19 protein-coding genes are annotated in these 21,213 nt (G+C 73.6%); 9 read left to right on the top strand and 10 right to left on the bottom strand.

Annotated elements, in window-relative coordinates:
- Positions 1–150: 150 nt before the first annotated feature.
- Both ACJ6WD_RS31275 and ACJ6WD_RS31270 read right to left on the bottom strand, forming a co-directional pair.
- Positions 151–1,173, bottom strand: a complete 1,023-nt coding sequence (locus tag ACJ6WD_RS31275) for a GDP-mannose 4,6-dehydratase (RefSeq protein WP_233661243.1) — start codon at positions 1,171–1,173, stop codon at positions 151–153.
- Positions 1,170–2,330, bottom strand: coding sequence for a glycosyltransferase (locus tag ACJ6WD_RS31270; RefSeq protein WP_044370992.1), 1,161 nt, complete (start codon positions 2,328–2,330; stop codon positions 1,170–1,172). Before ACJ6WD_RS31270 ends, ACJ6WD_RS31275 begins: the two co-directional genes overlap by 4 nt.
- A gap of 62 nt (positions 2,331–2,392) precedes the next feature.
- Here ACJ6WD_RS31270 and ACJ6WD_RS31265 point away from each other — a divergent pair, with 62 nt between their 5' ends.
- Together ACJ6WD_RS31265 and ACJ6WD_RS31260 are read left to right on the top strand one after the other, a co-directional pair.
- Positions 2,393–3,130, top strand: a complete 738-nt coding sequence (locus ACJ6WD_RS31265; RefSeq protein WP_376437332.1) for a response regulator transcription factor — start codon at positions 2,393–2,395, stop codon at positions 3,128–3,130.
- A 79-nt stretch (positions 3,131–3,209) separates the two neighbouring features.
- On the top strand, positions 3,210–4,634 hold the full coding sequence (locus tag ACJ6WD_RS31260; RefSeq protein WP_233661245.1) for a cell wall metabolism sensor histidine kinase WalK: 1,425 nt from the start codon (positions 3,210–3,212) through the stop codon (positions 4,632–4,634).
- A gap of 48 nt (positions 4,635–4,682) precedes the next feature.
- Here ACJ6WD_RS31260 and ACJ6WD_RS31255 read toward each other — a convergent pair whose 3' ends face one another.
- From ACJ6WD_RS31255 to ACJ6WD_RS31240, 4 genes are all read right to left on the bottom strand, one after another.
- Positions 4,683–6,383, bottom strand: coding sequence for a methylmalonyl-CoA mutase (locus ACJ6WD_RS31255; RefSeq protein ID WP_233661246.1), 1,701 nt, complete (start codon positions 6,381–6,383; stop codon positions 4,683–4,685).
- Between the two features lie 500 nt (positions 6,384–6,883).
- Positions 6,884–7,216, bottom strand: a complete 333-nt coding sequence (locus ACJ6WD_RS31250) for a DUF3817 domain-containing protein (RefSeq protein ID WP_233661247.1) — start codon at positions 7,214–7,216, stop codon at positions 6,884–6,886.
- A gap of 142 nt (positions 7,217–7,358) precedes the next feature.
- Positions 7,359–7,868 (bottom strand): MarR family winged helix-turn-helix transcriptional regulator, encoded by a 510-nt coding sequence (locus ACJ6WD_RS31245; protein WP_016574639.1) that lies wholly within the window; start codon positions 7,866–7,868, stop codon positions 7,359–7,361.
- 43 nt (positions 7,869–7,911) lie between these two features.
- Positions 7,912–9,213 (bottom strand): MFS transporter, encoded by a 1,302-nt coding sequence (locus ACJ6WD_RS31240; RefSeq protein ID WP_407617004.1) that lies wholly within the window; start codon positions 9,211–9,213, stop codon positions 7,912–7,914.
- 75 nt (positions 9,214–9,288) lie between these two features.
- On the opposite strand from ACJ6WD_RS31240, the gene ACJ6WD_RS31235 reads away from it, so the two are divergent.
- On the top strand, positions 9,289–10,278 hold the full coding sequence (locus tag ACJ6WD_RS31235) for a DUF5937 family protein (protein ID WP_407617003.1): 990 nt from the start codon (positions 9,289–9,291) through the stop codon (positions 10,276–10,278).
- 12 nt (positions 10,279–10,290) lie between these two features.
- Here ACJ6WD_RS31235 and ACJ6WD_RS31230 read toward each other — a convergent pair whose 3' ends face one another.
- Positions 10,291–10,599 (bottom strand): MTH1187 family thiamine-binding protein, encoded by a 309-nt coding sequence (locus ACJ6WD_RS31230; RefSeq protein ID WP_016570480.1) that lies wholly within the window; start codon positions 10,597–10,599, stop codon positions 10,291–10,293.
- The gene (locus tag ACJ6WD_RS31225) at positions 10,596–10,946 is read right to left on the bottom strand and encodes a DUF3817 domain-containing protein (RefSeq protein WP_016570481.1); all 351 of its coding nucleotides are present in this window, start codon (positions 10,944–10,946) and stop codon (positions 10,596–10,598) included. The genes ACJ6WD_RS31230 and ACJ6WD_RS31225 overlap by 4 nt, the downstream gene beginning before the upstream one ends.
- Before the next feature lie 195 nt (positions 10,947–11,141).
- Between ACJ6WD_RS31225 and ACJ6WD_RS31220 the strand changes: the two genes are divergently transcribed.
- The 4 genes from ACJ6WD_RS31220 to ACJ6WD_RS31205 all read left to right on the top strand — a co-directional run bounded on the left by ACJ6WD_RS31220 (position 11,142) and on the right by ACJ6WD_RS31205 (position 13,800).
- Positions 11,142–11,780, top strand: coding sequence for an AIM24 family protein (locus tag ACJ6WD_RS31220; protein ID WP_078486841.1), 639 nt, complete (start codon positions 11,142–11,144; stop codon positions 11,778–11,780).
- On the top strand, positions 11,780–12,430 hold the full coding sequence (locus tag ACJ6WD_RS31215; protein ID WP_275462903.1) for an AIM24 family protein: 651 nt from the start codon (positions 11,780–11,782) through the stop codon (positions 12,428–12,430). The genes ACJ6WD_RS31220 and ACJ6WD_RS31215 overlap by 1 nt, the downstream gene beginning before the upstream one ends.
- Positions 12,427–13,200 carry an AIM24 family protein gene (locus ACJ6WD_RS31210; protein ID WP_016570484.1) on the top strand — a complete coding sequence of 258 codons (774 nt, stop codon included), beginning with the start codon at positions 12,427–12,429 and terminating at the stop codon, positions 13,198–13,200. Before ACJ6WD_RS31215 ends, ACJ6WD_RS31210 begins: the two co-directional genes overlap by 4 nt.
- Positions 13,201–13,323: 123 nt before the next feature.
- The gene (locus ACJ6WD_RS31205) at positions 13,324–13,800 is read left to right on the top strand and encodes a MarR family winged helix-turn-helix transcriptional regulator (RefSeq protein ID WP_016570485.1); all 477 of its coding nucleotides are present in this window, start codon (positions 13,324–13,326) and stop codon (positions 13,798–13,800) included.
- 25 nt (positions 13,801–13,825) lie between these two features.
- Here the strand turns inward: ACJ6WD_RS31205 and meaB are convergent, their stop codons facing one another.
- Together meaB and ACJ6WD_RS31195 are read right to left on the bottom strand one after the other, a co-directional pair.
- Positions 13,826–14,785: a methylmalonyl Co-A mutase-associated GTPase MeaB gene (gene meaB, locus ACJ6WD_RS31200; protein ID WP_016570486.1), complete on the bottom strand. Its 960-nt coding sequence runs from the start codon at positions 14,783–14,785 to the stop codon at positions 13,826–13,828.
- A 98-nt stretch (positions 14,786–14,883) separates the two neighbouring features.
- Positions 14,884–16,059 carry an acetyl-CoA C-acetyltransferase gene (locus tag ACJ6WD_RS31195; RefSeq protein ID WP_016570487.1) on the bottom strand — a complete coding sequence of 392 codons (1,176 nt, stop codon included), beginning with the start codon at positions 16,057–16,059 and terminating at the stop codon, positions 14,884–14,886.
- 164 nt (positions 16,060–16,223) lie between these two features.
- Between ACJ6WD_RS31195 and mce the strand changes: the two genes are divergently transcribed.
- The gene (gene mce, locus ACJ6WD_RS31190) at positions 16,224–16,664 is read left to right on the top strand and encodes a methylmalonyl-CoA epimerase (protein ID WP_016570488.1); all 441 of its coding nucleotides are present in this window, start codon (positions 16,224–16,226) and stop codon (positions 16,662–16,664) included.
- Between the two features lie 207 nt (positions 16,665–16,871).
- Positions 16,872–21,167 (top strand): polarized growth protein Scy, encoded by a 4,296-nt coding sequence (gene scy / locus ACJ6WD_RS31185; protein ID WP_407617002.1) that lies wholly within the window; start codon positions 16,872–16,874, stop codon positions 21,165–21,167.
- The last annotated feature ends 46 nt before the right edge of the window (positions 21,168–21,213 follow it).

Below are 21,213 nucleotides of genomic sequence, written 5' to 3'. Positions count from 1 at the left end.
TGTCAGTCGTCCGCCAGTACATCAAACAGCAGAACCGTCCGCTCCAGCCTGCGAGCCAGAGCAGCACTCACAATCGCTTCACCTCCCCCGTAAACGGGGAAGGTGAAGCGATTGGTCCCAGTAGCCCCGGCGCCGGCCCGGCCCCGCGCCTCACACCTGGTAGCGGTCCGCCCGGAACAGGTGCAGGTGCTCGGCCACCCACTCCGACGTCCGCGCCAGCCCCTCCTTGAGCGTGACCTCCGGCTGCCACGAAGCCCACTCGCGGGCCCGGGAGTTGTCCGACAGCAGCCGCTCCACCTCGCTGCCGGAGGGCCGCAGCCGTGCGGCGTCCACCACCACCTCGGCGTCCCGCCCGGAGGCCGCGATCAGCGCCTCGGCCAGCGCCCCGATGGTGATCTCCTGGCCGCTGCCGAGGTTGACGACCTGGCCCACGGCCCGGTCGCAGTCGGCCAGCGCCAGGAAGCCCGCCGCGGTGTCGGTGACGTAGGTGAAGTCCCGGGTCGGGGTGAGCGAGCCGAGCTTGATCTGCCGGGCGCCGGCGTGCAGTTGGGCCAGGATCGTCGGGATCACCGCACGGGCGGACTGCCGGGGCCCGTAGGTGTTGAACGGCCGCACCACCGTCACCGGCAGCTCGAAGGCGTGCCAGTGCGACAGCGCCATCATGTCCGCGCCGATCTTCGAGGCGGAGTACGGGGATTGCGGCTGCAGCGGGTGGTCCTCGCCGATCGGCGCGGTCCGTGCGGTCCCGTAGACCTCGCTGGTGGAGGTGTGCACCATCCGTCGCACCCCGTGCCGACGGCACGCCTCCGCGACGTTCTCCGTGCCCACCACGTTGGTCTGCACGTAGGCGCCCGGCGAGTCGTAGCTGTAGGGGATGCCGATCAGCGCGGCCAGGTGGAAGACCGTGTCGCAACCGGCGACGGCGTCCATCACCCGGCCGGCGTCCCGGACGTCCCCGGCGAGCATCTCGACCGGCCCGCCCGGCTCCAGGTAGCGGGCGAGGTTGCCCTTCTCCGCGTACGGCTTGTAGTGGACGAACGCGCGCACCTCGGCGCCGGCCGCCACCAGCAGGTCCACCAGCGTCGACCCGATGAACCCCTCGGCTCCGGTGACCAGGACCTTCCGTCCGGCCCACGACCGGGACGCGGTGCTGCTCGTGCTGCTCGTGCTCATGCTGACTCCTTCTGGGTGGTGACGAGGTGGTGGGGGTGGCCGGCCAGCGCCAGGGTCCGGGCGGCCAGCAGGTCCGCGGCCCGCGCGTGCGTGCCGGGGTCGGCGGCCGCGCCCATCGCGGCGAGCCGCGCCGGGTCGGCCAGCAGCGGCGTGAGCAGGGCGTCCAGCCGCGCGCCGGTGACCTCCGCGTCGGGCAGCAGCAGCGCCGCCCCGGCGTCGGAGAGCACCCGGGCGTTGTGCGTCTGGTGGTCGCCGGGCGCGTGCGGGTAGGGCACGAGGACGGCCGGCATGCCGATCGTGGCGAGTTCGGCGACGGTCGCCGAACCGGCCCGGCACAGCACCAGGTCGGCCGCCGCGTACGCCAGGTCCATCCGGTCCAGGTACGGCACCGCCGTGGCGACCGCGGCACCGCCGTTCGCCTCCAGGGCGGCCCGGGCGGCGTCCAGCGCCGCCGGGCCGGTCTTGATCAGCAGCCGCAGGCCGGTCCGGGTCAGGTAGCGGCCCGCGAGGTCGACGGCGGCCTCGGTGAGCCGGGCGGCGCCCAGGCTGCCGCCGTTGACCACGACCAGCCGGGCCTCCTCCGGGACGCCCAGGGCCCGGCGGGCGACCGGCCGCAGGGCCGCCCGGTCCAGCGCCGCCAGCGGACCGGACAGCGGCATCCCCACCGTCTCGGCCCGCTCGCCGCCCGCCAGGTGGGGCCGGCTGCGGTCGAAGGCCAGCGCGATGTGCGGGGTGAGCCGGGCGGCGAACTTGTTGGCCCGGCCGGGCACCGCGTTGGACTCGTGGATCAGGCTGGGCAGTCCCGCCATCCGGGCCCCGACGATGACCGGGGCACTCGGGTAGCCGCCCATGCCGACGGCGACCTGGGCCCGCTGGTCACGCAGGATCGCCCGGCACTGGGCGCCGGAGCGCAGCAGCGCGGCCGGCAGCAGGTAGCGCCGGGCGCCCAGCGCCGGGTCGAACGGGATCATGTCGACGGTGTGCAGCCGGTAGCCGGCCTGTGGGATCAACCGCGTCTCCAGTCCGCGGTCGGTCCCCACGAAGGAGATCTCCGCGTCCGGTACGGCCCGACGCAGCGCGTCGGCGAGGGCGAGTCCGGGATAGATGTGGCCGCCGGTGCCGCCCGCACCGATCACGACCGAGAGTGGTGTGCGCATGGCCGCCACGCTCGTCCGCCGCCTTAAGAACGTTCTAAGACGCCGTTTGGCAGCCTTGGACCATGACCGCACTCCCCGCACCCGCACCCGTTCCCGGGACCCCGCCGCCCGTCGCCGCCCGGATCCTGGTCGTCGACGACGAACCGGAGGTCCGCGCCGCCGTGGCGGACGGGCTCGCCGTCGAGGGCTACGCGGTCCGCGGCGCCGCCGACGGGCTGGCCGCGCTCTCCGAGATCGCCACCTGGCAGCCGGACGCCCTCGTCCTCGACGTGATGATGCCGGTGCTGGACGGCCTGGCGGTCTGCCGCCGGCTGCGCGCCCTCGACGACCGCACCCCGATCCTGGTCCTGACCGCCCTGGACTCGGTCAGCGACCGGGTCGACGGCCTGGACGCCGGCGCCGACGACTACCTGGTCAAGCCGTTCGCCCTGGACGAGTTGATCGCCCGGGTGCGGGCGCTGCTCCGGCGGGCCGCGGCCGGCACCGCCGACGCCCGGCTGGCCTTCGCCGACCTGGTCGTCGACCCCGCCACCCGCAGCGGCCACCGCGGTGGGCGGCCGTTGGAGTTCAGCCGCACCGAGTACGCGCTGTTGGAGCTGCTGCTCCAACACCCCGGCCAGGTGCTGCCCCGGGAGACGATCCTGGAACGGGTCTGGGGCCGCGACTTCGGCCCGGACTCCAACTCGTTGGCGGTCTACGTCGGTTACCTGCGCCGCAAGTTGGAGGCCGGCGGCGAACCCCGGCTGGTGCACACCGTGCACGGCGTCGGCTACCGCCTGGACCGGCCGGAGGGCGCATGAGCCGGATGACGCGGGCGCGCGACGGGCGCCGCGGCCCCGGAGTCCGGCCCGGCCCGCGCCGTCGCGACGGGTCGACGGCATGACCGGCCGGCGCCGCCTGGGCGGCCGCTGGGTCCGCCGCCGCCCCCTGCGCACCCGGCTGGCGCTCGCCGCGTCCGCCGCGGTGGCGCTGGTCGCGGTGGGCGTCTGCGCGGCCGCGTTCCTCGTCCTCCGCGTCCAGATGACCCGTCAGCTCGACCTGAACCTGGCGCAGACCGCCACCCAACTCGCCCAGCGCACCCGCAACTGGGGCCCGACCGCGGGCGACACCTCCTGCCGCTACCAGGCCGTGCCCTGCGTCCAGATCGTCCCCGCCGACCCCGCCCGGGACGCCCACGGCCGCTCCCCCGCCCTGCCGGTCTCCCCCGCCACCCGCGAGGTGGCCGCCGGCCGCCGCGCGCCCTACTACACCAACCTCACCGTCGCCGGGTACCCCGTGCGCCTGTACACCGTCCGCCTGCACGGCAGGGACGAGGCGCTCCAGGTGGCCCTGCGCTCCGACACCGTCGAGCGCGGGGTGCGCCAGGCCGCGTGGGCCCTGGCGGCGGTCGGCGGCACCGGCGTCCTGCTGGCCGCCGCACTGGGTTACTGGGTCTCCCGCACGGGCCTGGCCCCGGTCGCCCGGCTGACCGCCACCGCCGAGCGGATCGCCACCACCCGCGACCCCCGGCACCGGATCGACCTCCCGACCGGTCCCGCGGCCCACGAGGACGAGATCACCCGGCTCGCCACCAGCTTCAACACCATGCTCGGCGAACTGGAGCAGTCCGTCACCGCCCAGCGCCGCCTGGTCGCCGACGCCTCCCACGAACTGCGCACCCCGCTGACCGCGCTCCGCACCAACGCCGAACTGCTGGCCCGCGCGGACCGCCTGACGGACGAGCAGCGCAACCGGGCGTCGGGGGCGCTGGCCCGTCAGCTCCGGGAGGTCACCACGCTCGTCAACGACCTCATCGAGCTCGCCCGCGACGAGGAGCCCCGGCCGCTGCTCGAACAGGTCCGCCCGGCCGAGTTGCTGGAACACGCGGTGGCCGCGGCCCGCGAGCACTGGCCGGAGGTCGGCTTCACCGTCCGGATCGCGCCCGGGGCGGCGGACGCCACGCGCCCCGGCGTCCCCGCCCGGCTGACCCGGCTGCTGTCCAACCTCCTCGACAACGCCGCCAAGTTCTCCCCGCCCGGCGGACCCGTCGAGACCGAACTCGACGTCGTGGCGGACGCGTTGGACCTCACCGTCCGCGACCACGGCCCCGGCATCGCCACCGACGACCTGCCGTACGTCTTCGACCGCTTCTACCGCGCCCAGGCCGCCCGCGCCCTGCCCGGCTCGGGCCTCGGCCTGGCGATGGCCCGCCAGATCGCCCGCGCGCACGGCGCCGAACTCACCGCGGAACGGGCCCCGGGCGGCGGCGCGCTCTTCCGCCTGCGGATGCCGCTCAGCCCGCCCCCCGAAGAGGGAGCGGGGTGAGGGACGACAGACCACCGGCGGTGCCCCCGGCGGCGGCCCGCGGGCCGGTCAGAAGCCGGCCGGCTCGGTGTACGTGCCCCATTCGTCGCGGAGCGCGCCGCAGATCTCGCCGAGGGTCGCCTCCGCGCGGACGGCGGCCAGCATCGGCTCGATCATGTTGCGGTCGCTGCGGGCGGCGGCCAGCAGTTCCTTCAGCGTGGCCTGCACCCGGGCGTCGTCGCGGGCCGCCTTGCGCTCCGCGAGGGCCCGCACCTGCTCCCGCTCGACCTCGTGGCTGACCCGGAGGATCTCCAGGTCGCCGGTGACCGAACCGTCGTGGCAGTTGACGCCGACGACCCGCTTGTCGCCCTTCTCCAGCGCCTGTTGGTAGCGGAACGCGGACTCGGCGATCTCGCCGGTGAACCAGCCGTCCTCGATCCCGCGCAGGATGCCGGAGGTGATCGGGCCGACCGGGTGCTGTCCGTTCGGTACCGCCCGCGCCCCGCGCTCCGTTATCTGCGCGAAGATCTTCTCGGCGTCCGCCTCGATCCGGTCGGTCAGCGCCTCGACGTACCAGGAGCCGCCCAACGGGTCGGCGACGTTGCCGACGCCGGTCTCCTCCATCAGCACCTGCTGGGTGCGCAGGGCGATCTCGGCGGCCTGCTCGCTGGGCAGCGCCAGCGTCTCGTCCAGGGCGTTGGTGTGCAGCGAGTTGGTGCCGCCGAGCACCGCCGCCAGCGCCTCCACCGCGGTGCGCACGACGTTGTTGTACGGCTGCTGCGCGGTCAGCGAGACGCCGGCGGTCTGGGTGTGGAACCGCAGCCACTGCGCCTTCTCGCTGCGCGCCCCGTAGACGTCGCGCATCCAGCGGGCCCAGATCCGGCGCGCGGCGCGGAACTTGGCGATCTCCTCGAAGAAGTCCACGTGGGCGTCGAAGAAGAACGACAGGCCGGGCGCGAAGGTGTCGACGTCCAGGCCGCGGGAGAGGCCCAGCTCGACGTAGCCGAAGCCGTCGGCGAGGGTGTACGCCAGCTCCTGCGCGGCCGTCGCGCCCGCCTCCCGGATGTGGTAGCCGGAGACCGACAGCGGCTTGTAGGCGGGGATGCCGTGCGCGCAGTGCTCCATCAGGTCACCGATCAGCCGCAGGTGCGGCTCGGGCTGGAAGAGCCACTCCTTCTGCGCGATGTACTCCTTGAAGATGTCGGTCTGGAGCGTGCCGTTGAGCACCCCGGGGTCGACGCCCTGGCGCTCGGCCGCGACCAGGTACATGCAGAAGACCGGCACCGCGGGGCCGCTGATCGTCATGGACGTCGTGACGTCGCCCAGCGGGATGTCCTTGAACAGGACCTCCATGTCGGCCGCCGAGTCGATGGCGACGCCGCAGTGCCCGACCTCGCCGAGCGAGCGCGGCTCGTCGGAGTCCCGCCCCATCAGCGTCGGCATGTCGAACGCCACCGAGAGGCCGCCACCGCCGGCCTTGAGGATCATCTTGTAGCGCTCGTTGGTCTGCTGGGCGTTGCCGAAGCCGGCGAACTGGCGGATCGTCCACGTGCGGCCGCGGTAGCCGGTGGGGTACAGGCCGCGCGTGAAGGGGTACTCCCCCGGCCAGCCGATCCGCTCGAAACCCTCGACCGCGTCGCCGGGGCGCGGCCCGTAGACCGGCTCGACGGGGTCACCGGAGAGCGTGGTGAAGTCTGCCTCGCGCTTCCGGGCGGAGTCGTACCGGGCCTGCCAGCGGCGGCGGCCCTCTTCGATCGCGTCAGCGTCCATGCCCACGAATTTACTAGGACGTCCTAGTATCTGTCGATGGGAAGCGCCCCTGAATCGACCTCGGGGTAGCCCCTTGAGGGCCCGGAGCCGGCCTGGCGCGGGGGCGGGCACGCCTTCCTTGAGAGCGGGAACGCCTTTCCAAGGGGTCGGGCACACCCTCCCGAGGAGCCGGGCACGCCGCTCGAAGGGGTCGGGCGCGTCCTTCTGAGGGCCGGGCACGCCCTCCGTGGGGCCGAGGCGCGCCCTCCGTGGGGCCGGGCGCCCGTTCCCTAAGGGGCCGCGTGCCGCATCCCCTACGGGCCGCACGTACCCCCACCGGGGGGCTGCCCACCGCCCGCACGACGAAAACGCCACGCCCCGCCCTCGCCACCGCCACGGCGCACCCGCCCCGCCCCCGGCACCGCCCCCGTCCCCCGGACGCGCCTGAGCCCCTCCCGTGCGACGGGAGGGGCTCAGGGGGCGTGGCGCGGCACCACGGGGGTGCCGGAGAGCGGCGTGCGTCAGACCTTCACCGGCTCCGGTGCGTCCTTGGCCAGCAGCGGCGTGACCTCGCGGACCACCTTGCGCTCCACGAAGAACGCGGCGGTCGGGATCGTGCCGGAGATCAGCACCCACAGCAGCTTGGCGAACGGCCAGCGCGCCTTGGAACCCAGGTCGAAGGCGAAGACCAGGTAGATGATGTAGAGGACGCCGTGGATCTGGGCGACGACCAGCGTCAGGTCCTTCCCCATCCCGAAGCCGTACTTGAACACCATGCAGGCGCAGAGCACGAGCAGCATCACGGCGGTGATGTAGGCCATCGCCCGGTATCGGGTCAGCACGCTGGATTTCATGGATACGAGCGTAACCGTCCGGAAATCCCCCGCGGACGCGGGGACCACGCAAGCGCCGGCAGCGCCTGACGACGCTTCGCGGACCAGCCCGGCGGACGCGCGGAACCAGGGCAGTGACCTGCACAAACCCCGTTCCGCGGCCTCAGTCGTCGGTGAAGTCCGCCGCCGCCACCCGCAGCGGGCGCAGCAGCGCGAAGATCTCGGCGCACTCCTCGGCGTCGTACGCCCCGAGCCCGAAGTCCATCGCCATCAGGTCGCGGGTGGCCGCGTCGCACACCTCGCGTCCCTTCTCCGTGATGGACGCCAGGGTGCCCCGGCCGTCGTTCGGGTTCGGCCGCTTGGCCACCAGCCCGGACTTCACCAGCCGGTCCACGGTGTTCGTCACCGAGGTGGGGTGCACCATCAGGCGCTCGCCGATCTTCGACATCGGCAGCTCGCCCGCCTTGGAGAAGGTCAGCAGCACCAGCGCCTCGTAGCGGGCGAAGGTCAGCCCGTACGGCTTGACCACCGCGTCCACCTCGGACAGCAGGATCTGCTGGGCCCGCATGATCGAGGTGATCGCGGCCATGGCGGGCACGGAGCCCCATCGCTGCTTCCACAGCTCGTCGGCGCGCGCGATGGGGTCAAAGGCAAGGCTGAGCGGCTTCGGCACGCTTCCGACCCTACCCGGCGGTCATATGTTGGTCAGCCCCGTCTCAACTTTCGGTCCGGTGAAGCGGTCCGCGCCCGCCCCGCGCCACCCCCGCCGCCCGCGCCCCGGACCGCCGGACCTCGGCGACCACCGCCAGGACGACGACCGCCCCGACCGCCCCCGCGGCCGACATGGCCACCGGCAGCGGGACGTACTCCGCGGCAACTCCGGCCAGCCCCATCGCCAGCCCCATGCTCGTCATGCGGCCCGCCTGCATCACCGTCATCGCCTGCCCCAACAGCTCCTCGGGGACGGCGGCGACGAACCACCGGTCCACGCCGAAGTTGTAGGCGATGCCGGTGCCGGTGAGGACCAGCAGCGCCATGGCCCACCCCCAGGACGGCCGGGCCGCGAACCCCAGGGACGGCAGCACCGCGAACACCCCCAGAGGGAACGTCAGCCGGGTCCGGGCGCGCGGCCCGAGGAACGTCCCCACCAGGGTTTCCGCGACCACCGCCCCGACCGGCATCCCGCACAGCAGCAGCCCCTGCCCGGTCGGCCCGACCCCCAGCAGGCCCCCGTAGGGCACGAGCAGCGCCTCGGGGACGACCACGAAGGCCGGCGGCACCCAGGTGAGCAGCAGCAGCGCCCGGATCCGCCGGTCGGCCAGCAGCCGCCGGGTGCCGGCCAACGAGGCGCCCACCAGCGCGCCGGGCGTCCGCCCCCGCGCCGGGCGGGGGGCGGTCCCCAGCCGCAGCAGCAGCGCCGACGCGGTGAACGTCGCGGCGGTGAGGCCGAGCACCGCGCCCGGCGCGACGGCGGCCAGCAGCAGCCCGCCGGCCGCGAACCCGGCCAGCTGCGCACCCTGGTTGACGATCCGGACCAGCGAGCGCCCCAGGACGAAGAGCTCGCCCTCGCCGAGGATCTCGCCGAGCGTCCCGGCCCGGGTGCCCGCGAAGACCGGTGCGACCGCCGCGATCAGGCAGCGCAGCACGAGCAGGACCGCCACCGGCGTGCCCGGCAGCACCATCGCCGCGGCCGCCGCCGCGCACACCGCGTCGCACAGCACCAGCACCCGGCGGGCCGGGTAGCGGTCGGCGACGGCCGACAGCAGGGTGCCGCCGACGACGTACGGCAGCAGGCCGAGCGCGAAGGTCAGCGCGCTGAGCAGCGGCGAATCGGTCAGCCGGTAGACCAGGACGGACAGGGCCAGCTCGCAGACCACCACGCCCAGGGAGGACAGCAGGTGGGCGGCGAAGACGGCGCGGAACTCGGGGACGGCGAAGACGGCGCGGTAGCCCGGGCCGGCGGCGGGCGGGCAGGCGGGAGCGGGGCCCGGCCGTGCGGGCCCGGAAGGCGTCGGCATGGCGTCAGGCTGCCGAGGGGACCCGACGGGTCGTAGTGTTTCGGCTCCAGCCGAATTCGGGGAGGGGGCCGGGCGGTGCCGCTGGAACTGCATTTCGGGGCGGAGGACCTGCTGCGGATCCGGTTCGCCATCTCGCCGCTGTGCGAGACCCACGAGGCGCTGCGGACCCTGCGGCGCACCGACCGGCATGGCTACCACCTGCCGTGGCTGCGCCGGATGCGAGAGCGGACGGCGGGGCTGGACCCGTCGCCGCTGTGGCTGTTCATGCCGTCCTCGCGGCCCGGCTACACCCCCGATTTCCTGGGCCGGCCGCCGGACGCGCCGCTGGCGGACTTCGCGGCGGAGCTGGCGCGCCTGCGGGCCACCGATCCGGCGCTGGCCCGGGCCGAGATGGCCAAGTCGCTGGCCTGCACGCCGGGGGCGGCGGATTCGCCGCGCGGCCGGGCGGCGCTGGCCGACCCGGCGCGGGCGGTGCAGGAGTTGGCGGACGTCACCGAACGGGCCTGGGAGGCGCTGCTGGCGCCCGATTGGCCGCGGCTGCGCGCGCTGCTGGAGGCGGAGATCGCCTACCGGTCGCGGCAGTTGGCGAGCGGTGGGCTGCGCAGCCTGTTCGCCGATCTGCATCCGCGGGTGTCCTGGTCGGACGCGGGCACGCTGACCGTCCGCACCCGTACGGACTTCGCGCAGCTCCAGGACCTCGACGGCCGGGGCGTGCTGCTGTTGCCGAGCGTGTTCGTCTGGCCGGACGTGATCAGCGGCTTCGATCCGCCGTGGCAGCCGACGGTGATCTATCCGGCGCGCGGGATCGGCGGGCTGTGGCAGGAGCCGACGGGCGGTCCGGCACTGGCCCGGCTGCTGGGCGGCAACCGGGCCGCGGTGCTGACGGCCCTGGACGCGCCGGCGACGACCTCGGCGCTGGCCCACCGGTTGGGGCTGGCCGCCTCGTCGGTCTCGGCGCACCTGTCCGTGCTGCGCGACGCCGGGCTGCTGACCTCGCGCCGGCATGGACACCAGGTGCTCTACGAGCGGACGCCGCTGGGCCTGGCCCTCCTGGCCGGCGGCTGACGGCGCAGGGGCTCAGGCGCCCGGTTCGCCTCCGGCCAGGTGGCGCTCGACGGTCGCCACCTTGGAGGTGAGGCCGTCGGTGACGCCCGGCCGGATGTCGGCCTTCAGGACCAGCGAGACCCGCCCGGCGCGCGCCTCGACGGCGGCCACCGCGCGCTTGACGACGTCCATGACCTCGTCCCATTCGCCTTCGATGGAGGTGAACATGGCGTCGGTGCGGTTGGGCAGGCCGGACTCGCGGACGACCCGGACGGCGTCGGCGACGTACTCGCCGACGTCCTCGCCGACGCCCAGCGGGCTCACGGAGAAGGCGACGATCATGCGTTCACCGTACCTTCCCGGCGGGCGCGGGCGGCGATCACGCCGGCCGCCTCCTCGCGCTTGAGCACCTTGTCCGCGTACAGGCCGCCGAACGGCAGGACCGCGAGGAGGAAGAAGAAGGCGACCCGCTTGAAGGGCCACTTGGTGCGGTTCCAGGCGTCCAGCAGCAGCACCACGAAGATCGTGAACAGGATGCCGTGCAGCAGGCCGAGCGGCATGACGAGCTTGTCGTAGCCCAGGAAGATCCGGAAGCCCGTGCCGAATATCAGCAGTGCCGGGAAGGAGAGCGCCTCCGGGATGGATGCCAGGCGCAGTCGGTGCAGGGCAGCGGCGGTCTTGATGTCCACGGGAACCTCGTTCGGGCGGAGAGGGGAGGCGTCACACATGCTTGTGCAAGAGTTCACAAGCATCCGCCCCATTGTTACAGCCGCGCCGACGATCACCGCACCGGGGGCCGCCGGTCCGGCCCGGGCGGGCGGCGCGGGGCGGCTCCCGGACGAAAGCCCTGCCCGGGCCGGCCGCCGACGGCTACCGTCTGTCGCGTGGCTCAGTTTCGGCTCCAGGGAAGCAAAGTGCTCGCCGTCGACCTCGCGGGCGACGCCGTCAAGGCGAAGAACGGCGCGATGGTCGCGTACGACGGCCAGATGACCTTCAAGAAGATGACCGGTGGCGGGGAGGGCCTGCGCGGCATGGTCACCCGGCGGCTGACCGGTGAGCAGATGACCGTGATGGAGGTGAAGGGCCAGGGCACCTGCTACTTCGCCGACCGCGCCAGCGAGATCAACCTGGTGCGGCTCCAGGGCGAGAAGCTGTTCGTGGAGGCCAGCAACCTGCTGTGCACCGAGGCGGCGCTGCACACCGGCACGACGTTCACCGGGCTGCGCGGCGCCTCGCAGGGCAACGGCCTGTTCACCACCACCGTCGAGGGCCACGGGCAGGCCGCGCTGACCTCCGACGGTCCGGCCGTGGTGCTGCGGGTCACCAAGCAGTACCCGCTCCAGGTCGATCCGGGCGCGTACATCGCGCACACCGGCCGGTTGAAGCAGCACTTCCAGTCCGGGGTGAACTTCCGCACGCTGATCGGCGAGGGCTCCGGAGAGGCGTTCCAGATCCGTTTCGAGGGCGAGGGACTGGTCTACGTGCAGCCCAGCGAGCGCAACACCCTGGGCGGTGAGGTCTGATGCCGTTCACGACCCTCAACTCCCGCATGGTGGAGGCCCGGATCGCCCCCGGGCAGCGGATGTTCAGCCAGCGCGGCGCGATGCTCGGCTACCGCGGCGACGTCACCTTCACCCCGAACATCCAGGGCGGTCAGGGCGGCCTCGGCTCCATGCTCGGGCGCCGGATCGCCGGTGAGGCGACGCCCCTGATGACCGTGGAGGGCAACGGCACGGTCATGTTCGGTCACGGCGGCCACCACGTCCAGGTCGTCGACCTGACCGGCGACACGCTCTACGTGGAGGCCGACCGCCTGCTGGCCTTCGACGGCTCGCTCTCCCAGGGCACGATGTTCATGGGTGCGCAGGGCGGGGTGATGGGCATGGTCCGCGGCCAGGTCACCGGCCAGGGCCTGTTCACCACCACCCTGGCCGGCCACGGCTCGGTCGCGGTGATGGCCCACGGGGGCGTCATCGAGTTGCCGATCACCCCGCAGCGCCCGGTCCACGTCGACCCGCAGGCGTACGTCGCGCACCGGGGCGAGGTCCGCAACCGCCTGTCCACCGCCATCGGCTGGCGCGAGATGATCGGCCGCGGCTCGGGCGAGGCGTTCCAACTGGAGCTGTCCGGCCAGGGCACCGTCTACGTACAGGCGTCGGAGGAGAAGCTGTGACCGGTCCCGTGATCCACGACGTCCACACCCTCCCCGTCGACGACAACGTCAATCCCTACGCCTTCAGCGTCGACCTGGACGGCCAGTGGTTCCTGCAGAAGGGGAAGATGATCGCCTACTACGGGCAGATCGACTTCCACGGCATCGGGCACGGCCGCCTGGACCACCTCATCGCCGGCAGTTTCCATTCGCCACTGCACGCCGCGGACTGGGTGGTGGCCGAGGGCCGCGGGAAGATGCTGCTGGCGGACCGGTCCTTCGACATCAACTCCTACGACCTGGATGAGGGGAACCTCACCATTCGCTCCGGCAACGTGCTCGCGTTTCAGCCATCTCTGTCGCTGAAGCAATCGATCATCCCGGGCTTCCTCACCCTCATCGGCACGGGCAAGTTCGTGGCCGCGTCCAACGGTCCCGTGGTCTTCGTCGAGCCCCCGGTCCGGGTCGATCCGCAGGCCCTCGTCGGCTGGGCCGACTGCCCCTCCCCCTGCCACCACTACGACCACCAGTACCTGCGGGGTTTCCTGGGCGGGCTGCGTGCCCACACCGGCTTCGGAGGGGCCTCCGGCGAGGAGCACCAGTTCGAGTTCACCGGCGCCGGCACGGTCCTGTTGCAGTCGTCGGAGCAGCTGATGCCGGAGCGGGCGACGGGCGCACTGCCGGCCGAGGAGGGCGTCCCGGGCGGCGGCGTCCCGACCCCGGAAAGTGGCTCACAAGTGCCGCAGTTGCCCGGTGGCCTCGGGGGGCTCCAGCGCCGCTTCGGGCTGTGAACGGTAGTCTGCGGACGGTGACCTCGAACGTCTGACCAACCGCGGGTCCCGGCCGGCCGACCTCCGCAGATGTCACACGCCATGACTAATTCAGTATTCAACTTTCACGGGTAGAATTCATCCATGACGACTGACAGCGACACTCCCTGGCTGACCGACCAGGAGCAGCGCGCCTGGCGCACCCACCTGGACGTCAGCCGGCTGCTGATGCACCAACTGGAGCGCGATCTGCAGCCGTTCGGCCTGACCAACAACGACTACGAGATCCTGGTCAACCTCTCCGAGGCCGAGGACCACCGGCTGCGGATGAGCGACCTGGCCGCCAGCACGCTGCAGTCCAAGAGCCGCCTCTCGCACCAGATCACGCGCATGGAGAACGGCGGCCTCGTGCGCCGCGAGAGCTGCGAGTCGGACCGCCGCGGGCTCTACGCCGTCCTCACCGACGAGGGCTGGGAGACGATGCGCCGGGTCGCCCCGCACCACGTCGCCTCCGTCCGCCGGCACTTCATCGACCTGTTCGCGCCCGAGTCCCTGGACTCCCTGGAGTCCTCGCTCGCCCCGGTCGCCGACCACCTCCGCCGGCACCGCGGCAACCCCTGATTCCCCCCGGGGCCCGGACCGGCGCCTAGCCGCCGTTCGTCAGGCCCGCCACCAGTTCGTCCGCCGCGCGGTACGGGTCCGTCTCGCCGGCGACGATGCGTTCGGCCAGCGCACCCAGGTGACGGTCCCCGGACAGGTCGCCGATCCGCGACCGCAGCGTCGTGACGGCGATCGTCTCGACCTCCCGGGACGCCCGGGCCAGCCGACGCCGGGCCAGCACGCCCCGCTCCTCCATCCAGGCCCGGTGCTTCTCCAGCGCCTCGACGACCTCGTCGACGCCCTCGCCGCGCGCCGCGACGGTCTTGACGATCGGCGGCCGCCAGTCGCCGGGCGCCCGGGACTCCCCCAGGCCCAGCATGTGGTTCAGCTCGCGGGCGGTGGCGTCGGCGCCGTCCCGGTCGGCCTTGTTGACCACGTAGACGTCGCCGATCTCCAGGATCCCCGCCTTCGCGGCCTGGATGCCGTCCCCCATGCCCGGGGCCAGCAGCACCACGCTGGTGTCGGCCTGGGAGGCGATCTCCACCTCCGACTGGCCGACGCCGACGGTCTCGACGAGGATCACCTCGCAGCCGGCCGCGTCCAGCACCCGGATGGCCTGCGGCGCGGCCCAGGCGAGGCCGCCCAGGTGCCCGCGGGTGGCCATGGAGCGGATGTAGACGCCGGGATCGGAGGCGTGGTCGCTCATCCGGACCCGGTCGCCGAGCAGCGCGCCGCCGGAGAACGGCGAGGACGGGTCGACGGCGAGCACGCCGACCCGTTTGCCGGCCTTGCGGTACGCGGTGACCAGCGCGGACGTCGTGGTGGACTTGCCCACCCCGGGCGACCCGGTCAGCCCGACCACGTAGGCGCCACCGGTGAGCGGCGCCAGCGCCGCCATCACCTCGCGCAGTTCCGGCGCCGCCCCCTCGACGAGGGAGATCAGCCGGGCCACCGCCCTCGGACGGCCCTCCCGGGCCTGTGCCACCAGTTGGGGGACGTCCACCATCGCGCTCGGCTCCTTCGACCTCGACTCACTGGCTGGTACGCGCTGCTGCGCGGCGCCGGGTCCGTCCCGCGCCCGGAGACGCGGGACGGCACGACCCGTTACTTGCCCGGTACCCGGATGATCAGCGCATCGCCCTGACCGCCACCACCGCACAGCGCGGCCGCGCCGGTGCCGCCGCCGCGCCGCCGCAGCTCCAGCGCCAGGTGCAGCACGATGCGGGCGCCGGACATGCCGATCGGGTGGCCCAGGGCGATGGCGCCGCCGTTGACATTCACCTTTTCCGGGGAAACCCCGAGGTCCTTCATGGACTGCACGGCGACCGCCGCGAACGCCTCGTTGATCTCGATCAGGTCAAGATCCTGGACGCTGAGGCCGTCCTTGGCGAGGGCGTGGTTGATCGCGTTGGACGGCTGCGACTGGAGGGAGTTGTCGGGGCCGGCGACGTTGCCGTGCGCGCCGATCTCGGCGATCCACTCCAGGCCCAGTTCCTCGGCCTTGGCCTTGCTCATGACGACCACGGCGGCGGCGCCGTCGGAGATCTGCGAGGAGCTGCCGGCGGTGATGGTGCCGTCCTTGGCGAAGGCCGGGCGGAGCTTGCCGAGGGTCTCGGTGGTGGTCTCGCCGCGGATGCCCTCGTCCTTGCTGAAGAGCACCGGGTCGCCCTTGCGCTGCGGGATCTCCACCGGGGTGATCTCGGCCTCGAACAGGCCGTTCTTCTGGGCGGCGGCGGCCCGCTGGTGCGAGCGCGCGGCGACCTCGTCCTGCTCGGCGCGGCCGAGGCCCAGACGGGTGTTGTGCTTCTCGGTCGACTCGCCCATCGCGATGTTCTCGAAGGCGTCGGTGAGGCCGTCGTGGGCCATCGCGTCGAGCATCTCCACCGCGCCGTACTTGAAGCCCTCGCGGGACTTGGGCAGCAGGTGCGGGGCGTTCGTCATGGACTCCTGGCCGCCGGCGACGACCACGTCGAACTCGCCGGCGCGGATGAGCTGGTCGGCCAGCGCGATGGCGTCCAGGCCGGAGAGGCAGACCTTGTTGACGGTCAGCGCGGGGACGCTCATGGGGATGCCGGCCTTGACCGCGGCCTGACGCGCCGGGATCTGCCCCGCCCCGGCCTGTAGGACCTGGCCCATGATCACGTACTGCACCTGGTCGCCGCCGATCCCCGCACGGTCCAGCGCCGCCTTGATGGCCACCCCGCCGAGGTCGGCGCCGGAGAAGCTGCGCAGCGAGCCGAGGAGGCGGCCCATGGGGGTGCGCGCTCCGGCGACGATCACGGAGGTGGTGCCGTTCGTTGCAGACATACGATGCGGCCTTCCTTTGCCGGGAAGTTAACGAGGGTTCCCGTCAATGTACTGAGGGGTAGTCGCCGGGTCACCGGCAAGCGGGTGTGATCGCGCGCACGTTGCGTAACCAGCCGTGCGAGCGGTGCACTGGAGCCATGCTGACGCGAATCGACCACATCGGGATCGCCTGCTTCGACCTCGACAAGACCGTCGAGTTCTACCGTGCCACGTACGGCTTCGAGGTGTTCCACACCGAGGTCAACGAGGAGCAGGGGGTCCGCGAGGCGATGCTCAAGATCAACGAGACCTCGGACGGGGGTGCCTCGTACCTCCAGTTGTTGGAGCCGACCCGGGAGGACTCCGCGGTGGGCAAGTGGCTGGCCAAGAACGGCGAGGGCGTGCACCACATCGCGTTCGGAACGGCGGACGTCGACGGCGTGGCCGCGGACGTCCGCAGCAAGGGCGTCCGGGTGCTGTACGACGAGCCGCGCCGGGGTTCGATGGGGTCCCGGATCACCTTCCTGCACCCCAAGGATTGCCACGGCGTGCTGACCGAACTCGTCACCGCGGCGGCTCCGGAGGCGACTGACCACTGACCTTCGCCTTCCCCGGCCGGTAGAGTGCAGCTTCGGCCGGGGTAAGGGAGTGGGGCTCGGTCCATACTCTGCCGATGATCTGACACCATTTCTTCGGAAGGGTCAGCTCCGAGGGCGCGGGTCCGGTACGCCGTGACGGGTACGGGACGCGCGCCGCAGTGCCGGAGCCGGCCGCCGCCATGACCAGGGGACGGATGGGACCGCGCAGTGCGGGGCAACGAGCGCCAGGAGCGTCAGCGGGCTGAGACCGACCACCTCTCGCAGTTCGAAGCCGAGATGGAGCGGCTGAAGACCGAGCGGGACAAGGCCGTCCAGCACGCCGACGACCTCGGCTATCAGGTCGAGGTGTTGCGTGCCAAGCTCCACGAGGCGCGTCGCAACCTCGCGTCCCGGCCTGCCTACGACAACCTCAGCCATCAGGCCGAACAGCTGTTGCGCAACGCGCAGATCCAGGCGGATCAGCTGCGTTCGGACGCCGAGCGGGAGGTCCGCGAGGCGCGGGCGCAGACCCAACGGCTGTTGCAGGAGGCGGCCGAGCGGCAGGCCCGGCTCGACGCCGACCTGCACGCCGAGGCGGTCACCCGCCGGCAGCGGTTGGACGAAGAGCTGAACGAGCGTCGGCAGACGGTCGAGTCGCACGTCAACGAGAACGTGGCGTGGGCGGAGCAGTTGCGGGCGCGCACGGAGTCGCAGGCCCGTCGGCTGATGGAGGAGACCCGGGCCGAGGCGGAGCAGGCGCTGGCGACGGCGCGGGCCGAGGCGCAGCGGTTGGCCGATCGGGCCCGGGAGCGTCTGGGCACGGCCGCCGAGGAGGCGCGGAGCGAAGCCGAATCCATCCTGCGCCGGGCGCGCACGGACGCCGAGCGGCTGCTGAACGCCGCGTCCAGCCAGGCCCAGGAGGCCACGGACCAGGCCGAGCAGCTGCGGACGACGGCGGGCGCGGAGTCGGAGGAGGCGCGCCGTCAGGCGGCCGAGTTGACGCGTACCGCCGAGGCGCGGGTGCAGGAGGCCGACACGGCCCTGCGGGAGGCCCGGGCCGAGGCGGAGAAGCTCGTCGAGGAGGCCCAGCAGGCTGCCGGCAAGCGGTTGTCGGCGACGGAGTCGGAGAACGAGCAGCGCTCGCGCACGGCGAAGGCGGAGGTCGCCCGGTTGGTCGCGGAGGCGACCAAGGAGGCCGAGGCGCTGCGGGCGGACGCCGAGCAACTGCGGGCGGACGCCCGGGCGGAGTCGGAGCGGTTGCTCTCCGAGGCGCAGGAGTCGGCGCGGTCGAAGGCGGCGGAGGACTCCGCGGCGCAGTTGGCCAAGGCCGCGCGGGCCGCCGAGGAGATGGTGACCAAGGCGTCGGAGGACGCCAAGGCGACCACGAAGGCCGCTGCCGAGGAGGCCGAACGGCTGCGCCGGGAGGCCGAGGCGGAGGCGGACCGGCTGCGCGAGCAGGCGCACGACACCGCCGAGCAGTTGAAGGGCGCGGCGAAGAACGACACCAAGGAGTACCGCGCCAAGACCGCCGAACTCCAGGAGGAGGCACGGCGGCTGCGCGGCGAGGCCGAGCAGCTGCGGGCGGACGCGGTCGCGGAGGGCGAGCGGATCCGCAGCGAGGCGCGCCGGGAGGCCGTCCAGCAGATCGAGGAGGCGGCCGGGACCGCCGAGGAGCTGCTGTCGAAGGCCAAGTCGGACGCGGAGGAGACCCGTTCGGGCGCGGTCGCGGAGAGCGAGCGGGTGCGGACGGAGGCCATCGAGCGGGCGGCTTCGCTGCGCCGGCAGGCCGAGGAGGCGCTGGAGCGGGCGCGCACCGAGGGCGAGCAGCTGCTGCTGGAAGGCACGCAGGCCGCCGAGGAGTTGACGCGCGAGGCGGAGGAGAGCGCCGAGCGGCTGCGCGGCGAGGCCGAGGAGGCCGCCGAGGAGCGGCGGGCCGAGGCCCAGGCGGAGTTGGACCGGCTGCGCGGCGAGGCCGAGGAGAAGCTGGCGGCGGCCGAGGAGTCGTTGCGCGAGGCGCGGTCCGAGGCCGAGCGGCTGCGGCGGGAGACGCAGGAGGAGGCGGCCCGGCTCAAGGCCGAGGCCGCGGAGCGGCGGCGGTCGCTCCAGCAGCAGGCCGAGGAGGAGGCCGAGCGGCTGCGGTCGGAGGCGTCGAAGGACGCGTCGACGGCGCGGTCGGAGGCCGAAGCGGCGGCTGCGCGGCTGCGCGGTGAGGCGGCGGCGGAGGCCGAGCGGCTGAAGGCGGAGGCGCAGGAGACCGCGGACCGGGTGCGTGCGGAGGCGGCTGCCGCCGCGGAGCGCACGGGCACGGAGGCCGCGGAGGCGCTCGCCGAGGCCCAGGAGGAGGCCGGGCGGCGGCGCCGGGAGGCCGAGCAGCTGCTGGGCGAGGCGCGCGAGGAGTCCCACCAGGAGCGCACCACCGCGCGGGAGCAGAGCGAGGAACTGCTGGCGTCGGCCCGTACCCGGGTCGGTGAGGCGCAGGCCGAGGCCGAGCGGCTGGTCGAGGAGGCGGACCGGCGGGCGGCCGAGTTGGTGGCGGCGGCCGAGCAGACCGCGCAGCAGGTGCGCGACGCGGTGGCGGGGCTGCACGAGCAGGCCAACGAGGAGATCGCCGGGCTGCGTTCGGCGGCGGAGCACGCCGCGGAGCGCACGACGACGGAGGCGCAGCAGGAGGCGGACCGGGTCCGCTCGGACGCCTACGCGGAGCGGGAGCGCGCGTCCCAGGACGCGGCGCGGGTGCGGGCCGAGGCCCAGGAGGCGACGGACGCCGCGAAGGCACTCGCGGAGCGGACGGTCGCCGAGGCCATCGACGAGGGCGAGCGGCTGCGGTCGGAAGCGGCCGGGGTGCTGGACGGGGCGCGGCGGGACGCCAACACCGCGCGCTCGGAGGCGGCCGAGCAGGCCGACCGGCTGGTCTCCGAGGCCACCGCGGAGGCCGAGCGACTGGTCGCCGAGGCCACCGCGAAGGCCGAGAAGGCGGTCGGGGACGCGACGGCGAAGGCGCAGCAGCTGCGTACCGACGCGTCGGACGCGTTGGCGTCGGCGGAGCAGGACGCGGCGCGGGCCCGGGCCGAGGCACGGGACGACGCCAACCGCATGCGGTCGGAGGCGGCCGAGCAGTGCGATCGGCTGCTGACCGAGGCGCGGGCGGAGGCCGAACGGATCGTCACCGAGGCGGCCGAGCTGACGTCGTCGGCGCAGGACGACGCGGAGCGTGCGGTCCGGGAGGGCCAGGAGGCCGCCGAGCGGCTGCGGGCCGAGGGCGAGCAGCGGGCGCAGCGGCTGGTGGCCGAGGCCACGGAGGCGGCCGAGGGGCTGCGGGCCGAGGCGGGCGAGGCGCTGGAGGGCGCGCGGTCCGAGGCCGAGCGGGTCGCGGACGAGGCGCGGTCGGCGGCCAACAAGACGCGGGCCGACGCGGCGGCGCAGGCCGACGAGTTGGTGGCGGAGGCCGCCGGCGAGGCGGAGCGGCTGCGGTCGGAGGCGGCGGAGCGGTCGGCGGAGGCCGAGCGCGCGGCGGACCGGGCCCGGGCGGACGCCCGCGAGCAGGCGGACCGGATGCTCGCGACGGCCACGGCGGACGCCGACCGGCTGCGGGCCGAGGCGGCGGAGACCGTCACGGCGGCGCAGGAGCACGCGACCCGCACGCGGGCGGAGGCGGCGAAGGTCCGGGAGGAGGCCGAGGCGGCTGCCGAGCGGCAGCGGGCCGAGGCGCAGGCGGAGTCCGACCGGCTGTTGGACGAGACGCGCAAGGAGGCCGCCAAGCGCCGTGGCGACGCGGCCGAACAGGCCGACCAGTTGATCGCCAAGGCGCAGGAGGAGGCGCTGAAGACCGCGACCGGCGCGGAGGAGCAGGCCGACATGATGGTCGGGGCGGCCCGCAAGGAGGCCGAGCGGATCGTGCGCGAGGCCACCTCCGAGGGCAACGCGCGCGTGGAGAAGGCGCGGACGGATGCGGACACGCTGCTCGGTGAGGCGCGGCGGGACGCGACGGCCATAAGGGATCGGTCGGAGGAGCTGCGGATCCGGGTCGAGTCCGACGTGGAGGAGTTGCACGAGCGGGCCCGGCGAGAGTCGGCCGAGGCGATGAAGAACGCCGGCGAGCGGGTGGACAAGCTGATCGCGCAGGCCACCGCGCAGCAGGCGGAGGCCGCGGAGAAGGCCGAGAAGCTGATGGCCGACGCCAACAGCGAGGCGAGCAAGGTGCGGATCGCCGCGGTGAAGAAGGCCGAGGGCCTGATCAAGGAAGCCGAGAACAAGAAGGGCGCGGCGGTGCGGGACGCGGACAAGATGCGTGCCGACGCCAAGGAGGAGGCCGCGCGGATCGTGGCGGAGGGCAAGCGGGAGCTGGAGGTGCTGGCGCGCCGGCGCAAGGACATCAACACCGAGATCTCCCGGGTGCAGGACGTCCTGGAGGCGTTGGAGTCGTTCGAGGTGCCGACGCAGGGCGGGGACGGGAAGGAAGGGGCGGCGAAGGCCGCCGCGGGGGCCGGGACAACTCGTTCGAGTGGCAAGCAGTCTGAGGGGTAGCCACTCAAATGAGGGGTCATTCTCCACTTCAAACGCGCAATGACTC

It is taken from the genome of Streptomyces sp. VTCC 41912 (genome assembly GCF_045799175.1).
GTDB classification, from domain to species: Bacteria; Actinomycetota; Actinomycetes; order Streptomycetales; family Streptomycetaceae; genus Streptomyces; species Streptomyces albulus_C.
Note: the sequence above shows the minus strand (reverse complement) of the source record. Positions and strands in the feature narration are given on the sequence as shown.

What these genes read in the sequence shown, in the direction of transcription:
- ACJ6WD_RS31275 (WP_233661243.1), bottom strand. Translation starts at nt 1,173, where the DNA reads ATGAGCACGAGCAGCACGAGCAGCACCGCGTCCCGGTCGTGGGCCGGA.
- ACJ6WD_RS31270 (WP_044370992.1), bottom strand. Translation starts at nt 2,330, where the DNA reads ATGCGCACACCACTCTCGGTCGTGATCGGTGCGGGCGGCACCGGCGGC.
- ACJ6WD_RS31265 (WP_376437332.1), top strand. Translation starts at nt 2,393, where the DNA reads ATGACCGCACTCCCCGCACCCGCACCCGTTCCCGGGACCCCGCCGCCC.
- ACJ6WD_RS31260 (WP_233661245.1), top strand. Translation starts at nt 3,210, where the DNA reads ATGACCGGCCGGCGCCGCCTGGGCGGCCGCTGGGTCCGCCGCCGCCCC.
- ACJ6WD_RS31255 (WP_233661246.1), bottom strand. Translation starts at nt 6,383, where the DNA reads ATGGACGCTGACGCGATCGAAGAGGGCCGCCGCCGCTGGCAGGCCCGG.
- ACJ6WD_RS31250 (WP_233661247.1), bottom strand. Translation starts at nt 7,216, where the DNA reads ATGAAATCCAGCGTGCTGACCCGATACCGGGCGATGGCCTACATCACC.
- ACJ6WD_RS31240 (WP_407617004.1), bottom strand. Translation starts at nt 9,213, where the DNA reads ATGCCGACGCCTTCCGGGCCCGCACGGCCGGGCCCCGCTCCCGCCTGC.
- ACJ6WD_RS31230 (WP_016570480.1), bottom strand. Translation starts at nt 10,599, where the DNA reads ATGATCGTCGCCTTCTCCGTGAGCCCGCTGGGCGTCGGCGAGGACGTC.
- ACJ6WD_RS31215 (WP_275462903.1), top strand. Translation starts at nt 11,780, where the DNA reads ATGCCGTTCACGACCCTCAACTCCCGCATGGTGGAGGCCCGGATCGCC.
- ACJ6WD_RS31205 (WP_016570485.1), top strand. Translation starts at nt 13,324, where the DNA reads ATGACGACTGACAGCGACACTCCCTGGCTGACCGACCAGGAGCAGCGC.
- meaB (WP_016570486.1), bottom strand. Translation starts at nt 14,785, where the DNA reads ATGGTGGACGTCCCCCAACTGGTGGCACAGGCCCGGGAGGGCCGTCCG.
- mce (WP_016570488.1), top strand. Translation starts at nt 16,224, where the DNA reads ATGCTGACGCGAATCGACCACATCGGGATCGCCTGCTTCGACCTCGAC.